This window comes from candidate division KSB1 bacterium (genome assembly GCA_022562085.1).
Taxonomy (GTDB): Bacteria; Zhuqueibacterota; Zhuqueibacteria; order Oceanimicrobiales; family Oceanimicrobiaceae; genus Oceanimicrobium.
The window spans coordinates 1-3,794 of the sequence record JADFPY010000402.1; the positions used below are offsets into that span (position 1 = coordinate 1).

General features: G+C 42.6%; 3 protein-coding genes. All 3 read left to right on the forward strand.

Annotated elements, in window-relative coordinates:
- Positions 1 to 1,431: TlpA family protein disulfide reductase (locus IH879_21200; GenBank protein ID MCH7677445.1), on the forward strand; the 1,431-nt coding region annotated here is incomplete at its 5' end.
- Positions 1,432 to 1,529: 98 nt separating this feature from the next.
- Positions 1,530 to 3,284, forward strand: a complete 1,755-nt coding sequence (locus IH879_21205; GenBank protein ID MCH7677446.1) for a HEAT repeat domain-containing protein — start codon at positions 1,530 to 1,532, stop codon at positions 3,282 to 3,284.
- Between the two features lie 114 nt (positions 3,285 to 3,398).
- The coding region (locus tag IH879_21210) for a beta-lactamase family protein (GenBank protein ID MCH7677447.1) at positions 3,399 to 3,794 on the forward strand (396 nt) is incomplete at its 3' end.

The window sequence follows — 3,794 nt, forward strand, 5'->3', positions numbered from 1 at the left end:
TTAACAATTCTAAGTGTCCTTATTTGGCACTGTTCTGAAAATGTTGGAACTAATCAAATCGATGGTCAAACAATCCTAACCGGAAAAATCGAAAATATGGCCAGCCAAACTGTCAAAATGATCTTAGATAAAAATATTCGAGGGTTTAAAAATGATGAATATATCACCAGAATAGATGCAAATGGCGAGTTTGAATTCAACCTACAATTAAATAATTGGCGGATGGGAAAAATATTTTTGGCAGACCAATCTGCCTATATTTTTCTTGAGCCAAAAGACAGTATTCATATCTTTGTAGATGAAACTGATTTTGAGAGCTCGTTGAAATTTTTCGGTAAAGGCGCTGAGAATTGCAAATATTTTAATATGTCATATAGTACTTTTGAAAGTCGAACGCAATTTGTTGACAATAGAATTAAAACCAAAGAAATTAACTCAGCGAAGGCTTTTCGCCAATACAGGGATAAAATTAAAAACCAACATTTGGAGTTCTACAACACAAAACACCATAAATTATCGCCTATTGCAAAAAATGTAGCCCTAGCGCAAATTCAATGCCGATGGGGCAATAAGCTTTTTGACTACCTGACCGTGCATTTATTCTACAACGATAAGGAAATGAAACCTGATTTTGAAGAGGGGTACCACGATTTCATTGATACGATTAACCTGAATGATGAATCTCTATTAGCCTACGACAAATACATCGAATATTTGGATAATTATCTCGACCACCAATTAAAATTGAGATTCAAATATAATGGTCTAAAATACAATCATAGCAATAATTATGATGATTATTTCAAGTACCGCACTCTCTATGAATTGGCAAATGAACATTTGAAAGGAAAACTAAAATCCTCAATGCAATCCTACTATCTGGTAACCGCTATTGAACGAGGCCGTTTTGACACAATTAAAAATCAGTTTGAAGACTTTAAGGCTAGTGGTGAAGACGAATCTTTTATAGAAGCGGTTTTACTGGCATACGACAAAACTTCTTTAGTTAAAGAAGGTAAGCCTGCCCCTGATTTTACCCTTGTCTCATATGAAAATAAACGTATCTCGTTATCAGACTTTAAGGAGAATGTCGTCTATCTCGATTTTTGGGCAAGCTGGTGTAAGCCGTGCATTGAATTGATCCCCGATTCAAAAAAGTTAAAAGAAATTTTCAAAGATGCCCCGGTCGTATTTTTAAATGTATCTATTGATAAAAATGAAAACAGCTGGCGTAAAATGATCGAAAAAGAAAAAATTACCGGAGTCAATTTAATTACTTCCGGTCTGTCGTCCCAAATGACAAGCCAATATGGTGTACGGGCATTGCCACGCTACTTTTTAATTGATAAAAACGGGATCATAATAGATAATGATGCAAAAAAGCCGAACGAAAAAGAACTCATTAATGAGGTAAGGCAATTATTGAATTAGCGCCTAACTTAACCTGAGCTTCGAAAACAATTTCCTGAACAAGCAAAGCTTAGTAAGGAACGATTCATCAGATCGTAATTCAATCGAAGGAGATAAAAATGAAAAGTAAAATAGCCGCTTCACTGATTATATTTTTAATCGTCACCACCGCGGGGTTTGCTCAGCCGCAAATCTCAAAACAAAACCTGCCGGGAAACATTTCCGCTGAAATCAAAACGAAAATAGCAGCACTATATTCTGCCGATCCTGCTGCGAGAGCAACCGCTGCTTATGAGCTCGGCGAACTAACGCCTGATTCCAATCCGGCAATTCCCTTTTTGGTCAAGATGCTGGGCGACGATGTCCTGATCGACCCCCTGCCTTATCATGAACCGAATTGGTGGTCTTCGCAATATGAGGTTATTTTAAAAACGTCCCCGGGCCGGGAGGCCGCAAAGGCTTTGGTGATTATCGGCGAACCTGCGGTCGAGCCATTGATTGCTGCCTTGAAAGATGCCCACTGGAAAATTCGCAAAGGGGCCGCGAGAATCTTTGGGGAGATTGAAGATTACCGGGCGCTCGGAGCCGTCATCACCACATTAAAAGATAAAAATTGGCAGGTACGTGCGCAAGCAGCAAAGACTTTGAGCCAGTACGAGGATTTCCAGGCCGTATCTTCTTTGGTTGCGGCGTTAAAAGATGTACAATGGCAGGTTCGCAAAGAATCAGTTCATGCCCTGGGACATATTAAAGATCCGGCCTCGATTAAGCCGGTCATCGCTTTGCTCAAAGATAACACCTGGCAAGTGCGTAAAGAGACGGTTGAGGCTTTAGGTGAAATTGAGGATACCCAGACAATCAGTTCCCTGGCTGCTGCCGCGGATGATAACACCTGGCAAGTGCGGGAGGCCGTCGCAGATGCGCTGGCCGAATTCAGGGACCCGCGGGTTTTTAAGCCATTAACAAAACTCTTAAAAGATAAAAACTGGCAAGTGCGGGTGGAAGCAGCAGAAGCACTCGGTGAAGTCGAAGATCGGCAAGGAGTTTCACCATTGATTGCAGCCCTGAAAGACAAAAACTGGCGGGTCAAAAGAGAGGCTGTGGAAGCTTTGGGACAAATCGAAGATCCGAAAGCAATCAGTTCTTTAGAGAAAGTATTAAAAGATAACAATTGGCGGGTAAGAGTCGAGGCTGCGGAAGCTCTTGGAAAAATTGAAGACACCCGGGTCATTCCTGCTTTAAGCAAAGCTTTGAAAGATCAAAACTGGCAGGTAAGAAAAGAAGCCGCAGAAGCTTTAGGCCAAATTGAAGATTCCCGTGGTGTCAAACCTTTAATTGCTGCTTTGAAAGATGCAAATCCGCAAGTGCGGTACGAAGTGGTTGAAGCGCTGGGACAAATTGAGAGCCGGGAAGCTGTGAAGCCTTTAAGCGATATGCTCAATGATAAAGTCTGGCAAATTCGCAAAGAAGCAGCCGAAGCACTGGCGCAAATAGGTGATCGGCAGGCAGTAAACCCTTTGATCGAGGTTTTAAAAGACCTAAATTGGCAAGTCAGATGTGAAGCCGTGGAGGCCCTGGGTCAACTTGAAGATCGGCGCGCTGTTAATCCTTTAGCCGGTGTTCTCAAAGACCAAAACTGGCAAATCCGCAAGGAAGCAGCAGAAGCTTTGGGTGAGATTCAAGATGTACGTGCAATCTCTCCTTTGATTTCAGCTTTAAAGGATGTCAACTGGCAGGTGCGAAAAGAGGCCGCGGAAGCGCTCGGACAAATCGAAGACCCGCGAGCGCTGAAACCGTTGAGTCTGGCGCTAAAGGATGAAAATCCTCACGTTAGAAAGGAAGCGGCGGGAGCGATTGGCGAGATTAGGCGGTAGGGAGCGGTCGCGACCGTTCCCTACAAAAAAGACAACTATTTTAGGTATCGTCCGTCTTTATTAAAAAGCAGTTCCTTTCTCTTATCATACTAAACTCTTTTAGGAAATTGACCTATGTCTTCTCAAATTTTGACCCGGGCATTTCTTGCCTATTCCCTGGCCCTCGTTTTCTTTTTTGATAATCCAACCGTTGCACAGAATATCGATTCAATTCCTCTTAAGACAAATGTCCCGGAACAGCAATTGATATCGGATCTTGAATCATTCGTTCCTGAATTAATGGAGCGTGCTGAGGTTCCGGGACTCTCGATAGCCATCATTCGGGACGCTGAGATTATCTTGCATGGGGCTTACGGTGTCAGAAATATCAACACGAAAGAAGCGGTCAATGACAGCACGATTTTTCAAGCCGCCTCCCTGAGTAAAACCCTCTTTGCTTACGCCGTTTTGAGAATGGTTGAAAAGGGTGAACTTGATCTGGACACGCCATTATCGGATTATTTTGGCGCC